The following is a 4,343-nucleotide window of genomic DNA, read 5'->3' on the forward strand; positions in this document are numbered from 1 at the left end:
CCCGACGGCACGGCGTTGACGGCAGCCATCGAACTGGCCACCGAGATCTCGCGGTTCCCCCAGGAGTGCATGCGACGGGACCGGCTGTCGCTGCTGGAACAGGAGGGGCTCGACGAGGAGGCGGCGATCAGGAACGAGTACGACCACGGGGTGGTCTCGCTGCAGGCCGGGGCGGTCGCGGGCGCGGCCCGGTTCGCCGACGGCGCCGGGCGGCACGGCTCCTTCGGACCGGCACAGGGCACAGAGGAGACGGGAAGTTGAACAGCGATTACCGCACCCTGACCTACGAGGTGACCGGGGCGATCGCACGGATCACCTTCGACCGCCCCGAGCACGGTAACGCCATCACGAGCGACACCCCGATCGAACTCGCGTCCGCCGTCGAGCGCGCCGACCTCGACCCGGCGGTCCACGTGATCCTCCTGTCCGGGCGGGGCAAGGGATTCTGCGGCGGCTACGACCTGTCGATCTTCGCCGAGGGGATGGTCCGAGACGCAGCCGGCGCCCACGGTGCCCCGGGGGACCCCGGAGGATCCGTGCTCGACCCGGGCGTCCAGGCCCGCAACCACGACCCGGGCGTCACGTGGGATCCCATGGTCGACTACGCGATGATGAGTCGGTTCAACCGGGGTTTCTCGAGCCTCCTGCACGCGAACAAGCCCACGGTGGCCAAGTTGCACGGATTCGCGGTGGCGGGGGGTACCGATATCGCACTGTTCGCCGACCTGATCATCTGTGCCGACGACACCCGGATCGGGTACCCGCCGACGCGGGTCTGGGGCATCCCGGCGTCCGGGATGTGGGCGCACCGGCTTGGCGACCAACGCGCCAAGCGCCTGCTGTTCACCGGCGACCTCATCACGGGGCGGCAGGCGCACGACTGGGGGCTCGCGATCGACGCGCCCCCGCCCGAGGAGCTGGACGACCGCACCGAGGAGCTCGTCGGACGGATCGCCCAGATGCCGGTCAACCAGCTGATGATGGCCAAGCTGGCGTTGAACAGCGCGCTCCTCGCGCAGGGGGTGGCCACCTCGGGCATGATCAGCACGGTCTTCGACGGCATCGCGCGCCACACCCCGGAGGGGTACGCCTTCCAGGCGAGGGCCGCGACCGAGGGCTTCCGGGAGGCGGTGCGTTCCAGGGACGAGCCCTTCGGTGACGCCAAGACAGCGGGGACGCCGGCGCCTCCGCCTGCGTGAGCCCGGTTCGGCGGCGGTCAGTGGCCGCCGCCGAGCGCCGTGGTGGCGAACGCGCCGAACTCGGCCCGGAACCGGTCATACGACTCCCTGAGCCGCTCGCCGGGCCAGTCGTCGGGGAGTAGTTCCGCGGGGAGCAGCGGATCGTGGAGGATGTGCCGGACGGTCGCGGCCGCGAGCTCGAATCGTGCGGACATGTCGTCGGCGCGATCTGCGGCGGCGAGTAGTGCCTGCCCCGTGGCGGACCACTCCGCCGGGGCGAAGAGGTCCTCGGTGAGGGCCACGACGTCGCCTTCCGGCCGGCACGAGAAGACCGTGGTCCGCGACGACAGCGCCTCGGACCGCCCGGTGAATTCGGACCTCCCCACGTGGAGGGCGACGAGGTTGTCGGGGCGGATCCAGACGCCCTCGCGCAGCTCCGCGTAGCGCGACTCGGTGAGTTCGGTGCGGGTCGCGGCCCGGGTTACCGCGTCGGCCGGGACAGTGACCACCTGCATGGACCACTGCCCGTCCCATGGCCTCAACGAGGGGGAGAGCGCGGCCTCCTGTCGCCGCTGCCGCGCGATCAGGCGGGGCGAGAGGCGGTAGACACCGTTGTCCCGGTGGAGGTCCCCCGCGGCCACCATCCTGGTGAGCGCGACACGCATCGCGGACTCCTTGAATCCCAGCTGGACGGCCACCTCGATGATTGCCGCCGCGGTCGCCTCCGCGGGGTGCATACCGAGGAGCACACTCAGCACCGCGGACCGGGCGGTGAGTTTCACCGGTGACTGCGGGGATGAGGGCACCATCCGACGATACCCGGGCGGTGAGCGGAGGAACTCCGACGTCTCTCCCGTCATTCCTCGAGGTGAACCGCCCGGCGGGGCAGGAGCGGCACGGCGAGGAGGCACAGCGTGGTGACCGCGAGGATGACGATCAGCGTCGTGGTCATCGCGCTCTCGGTCCCTCGTGCGAGGCCACCGATGAACAGTGTGGTGACCAGAGCGGATCCGATCCCGTTCGCGATCTGCTGTATGGCGCTGAGGGAGCCGCTGGCGGAGCCGGCCTCCTCGGGTTGGAGATTGCCGAGGGCGGTGTTGAACACCGAGTTGAAGCAGATCCCGGCGGCGATCCCGATGACGCTGGTGGCCAGGATGTTCTGCCACCAGGCCACGTCGAGACCCGAGGTGACGACGTTCAGCAGCAGGATGCCGGTGCCCAGGATCGTGGCGACCATCCCGAGGAGGACGAGGCGCCTGCCGAGCTTCAGGATGAGGGCGTTCGCTATGCCCGACCCGATGATGATGCCGATCGTCAGCGGGATCAGGTGGAGCGAGGTCCGGGTAGGCGTGTACCCGAGACCGAGTTGGAAGAACAGGCTCAGGACGTACATGAGGCCGCTGAAGCTCGCGAACACGCACAACCCCACGATGAGCCCCGAGGTGAACCCACGGTTGCCGAGCAGGCTGCGGGGCAGGAGCGGGTCGTCCGCACGGGCCTGCCGCCACCCGAACGCTCCCAGGAGCCCGACTCCGACGACCGTGCTCCCGATCGTGAGTCCGTTCCACCCGTCGGAGGACCCGGTGACGAGTCCGAAGAGCAGGCCGAAGAGAGCGAAGGCCAGCAGCACGCTGCCGATCAGATCGATCCGGGTCGAGGGTCGCGCGGGAACGGTCGGGAGGTGCCGCAGGGCGAGGACCAGGGCCAGTCCGCCGAGAACCACGTTGATGAGGAAGATCGGACGCCATCCGAGGCCGAACACGTCCGCGTCGATGAGGATCCCACCGAGCACGGGACCCGCGACGGCGAAGACGCCCAGCATCGGGGCGAACACAGCGAACGCCTTTCGCAGCATCGGCTTGGGAAATGTGGCCGCCATGATGGCCATGCCCTGGGGGATCAACATCGCCCCGAAGACCCCCTGGAGGACGCGGGCCGTGATGAGTACCGCCGCCGAAGGCGCGAGACCGGCGAGGGCGGAACCGACGATGAAACCGATGAGCCCGACGAGGAACGTACGTCGTTGTCCGTACTTGTCCCCGATGCGTCCGCCCACCACGAGTAGCGATCCCAGGGCCAATGCGTAGGAGGCCCCGAGCCACGGGATCACGCTCTCGCTCACACCGAGTTCGCGCACGATCGACGGCGCGGCGACGTTGGCGATCGTCGCGTCCATCAGGTCCATCGCGTCGGCGAGGAGGACGACGATCAGGGTGAGCCAGACCGCTCGAGCGGTCAGAGGTGGTGGCGCAGGCGGCGCAGTGGTGGTCATGGTGTCTCCCGTCCGAGTAGTTACGAACAGGATCGTAACGAACATGTTCGTCACGAACAAGATCGACACTGGTATCGTCGGGTCATGACCCCCCGAGTACCCGTGAGCAGGCGAGACCGGCCGGCGAAGGCCGCGTTGTCCCGGGAGGGGATCGTCGACGCGGCACTGCGAGTGGTGGAGCGGGACGGCGCCGACAAGCTCACACTCCGCAAGGTCGCCGCCGAGCTCGACACCGGGCCCGCGTCGCTCTATGTCTACGTCCGCAACGTCACCGTCCTCCACGCTCTCCTGGCCGACCGTCTGCTCGCGGATCTGGATCTCCGGTGGGACGGGGTCGAACCGTGGCGCGATCGCCTCCAGCGAGTGATGGCCGACTACGTGGACCTGCTTTCTCAGCGGGGGGAGCTCGCGCGAGCGGTGATGTTCGTGTGGCCCGACGGACCGCACTATCTGGACCTGATCGAGCTGCTGCTCCGGCTGCTCCTCACGGCGGGCGCCGACGAGAGGTCCGCGGCCTGGGGTGTGGATCTGCTGCTCCAGTACGCGAGTTCCAGCGCCGCGGAGTGGGCGGCCCGCGAGTCCGGCACCGGCCAGGAGATCGACGACCTCACGGCGACGATCGCGACGTCCGACCCGGGCCGGCACCCGACGCTCGCCGCTTTTCCCGTCGGCGTCTTCACCCAGGGCAGTCCCGACGAGCGGCGCCGGTGGGCTGTCGGAGCGCTCATCGACGGCCTCGTGGGCACCTCACGGGGGTAATGGCCCCGCCGGCGTGGCCCGACCGTGCGCCGGGAGGAGTCGGTCGTGGGACAATGTGGCGGTGAGCAGCACTGATGAACTCCATGTCATCGTCGGTGCCGGGCCGGTGGGCTCCGCCCTGGCGGCCCGGCTGG

General features: G+C 69.6%; 4 protein-coding genes and 1 pseudogene. 3 read left to right on the forward strand and 2 right to left on the reverse strand.

From position 1 onward, the window contains the following. Together G6019_RS13660 and G6019_RS13665 are read left to right on the forward strand one after the other, a co-directional pair. Window positions 1-261 (forward strand): annotated as a pseudogene (locus G6019_RS13660) (crotonase/enoyl-CoA hydratase family protein); the annotation flags it as partial. Further along, window positions 258-1,199 carry a crotonase/enoyl-CoA hydratase family protein gene (locus G6019_RS13665; RefSeq protein WP_182613156.1) on the forward strand — a complete coding sequence of 314 codons (942 nt, stop codon included), beginning with the start codon at window positions 258-260 and terminating at the stop codon, window positions 1,197-1,199. The pseudogene G6019_RS13660 and the gene G6019_RS13665, both read left to right, overlap by 4 nt. Window positions 1,200-1,216: 17 nt before the next feature. On the opposite strand, the gene G6019_RS13670 is transcribed toward G6019_RS13665, so the two are convergent. Both G6019_RS13670 and G6019_RS13675 read right to left on the reverse strand, forming a co-directional pair. Then, window positions 1,217-2,038, reverse strand: a complete 822-nt coding sequence (locus G6019_RS13670; protein ID WP_241726058.1) for a PaaX family transcriptional regulator C-terminal domain-containing protein — start codon at window positions 2,036-2,038, stop codon at window positions 1,217-1,219. Further along, window positions 2,035-3,450, reverse strand: a complete 1,416-nt coding sequence (locus G6019_RS13675) for an MFS transporter (protein WP_182613154.1) — start codon at window positions 3,448-3,450, stop codon at window positions 2,035-2,037. The genes G6019_RS13670 and G6019_RS13675 overlap by 4 nt, the downstream gene beginning before the upstream one ends. An 84-nt stretch (window positions 3,451-3,534) precedes the next feature. Between G6019_RS13675 and G6019_RS13680 the strand changes: the two genes are divergently transcribed. Beyond that, entirely contained in the window at window positions 3,535-4,209 is a 675-nt protein-coding gene (locus G6019_RS13680) for a TetR/AcrR family transcriptional regulator (RefSeq protein WP_107755366.1), read from the forward strand. The last annotated feature ends 134 nt before the right edge of the window (window positions 4,210-4,343 follow it).

Source organism: Dietzia sp. DQ12-76, from assembly GCF_014145045.1.
GTDB lineage: Bacteria > Actinomycetota > Actinomycetes > Mycobacteriales > Mycobacteriaceae > Dietzia.

Coding starts and splice junctions, on each gene's coding strand:
- G6019_RS13670 (WP_241726058.1), bottom strand. CDS start 2,038: ATGACGGGAGAGACGTCGGAGTTCCTCCGCTCACCGCCCGGGTATCGT.
- G6019_RS13675 (WP_182613154.1), bottom strand. CDS start 3,450: ATGACCACCACTGCGCCGCCTGCGCCACCACCTCTGACCGCTCGAGCG.
- G6019_RS13680 (WP_107755366.1), top strand. CDS start 3,535: ATGACCCCCCGAGTACCCGTGAGCAGGCGAGACCGGCCGGCGAAGGCC.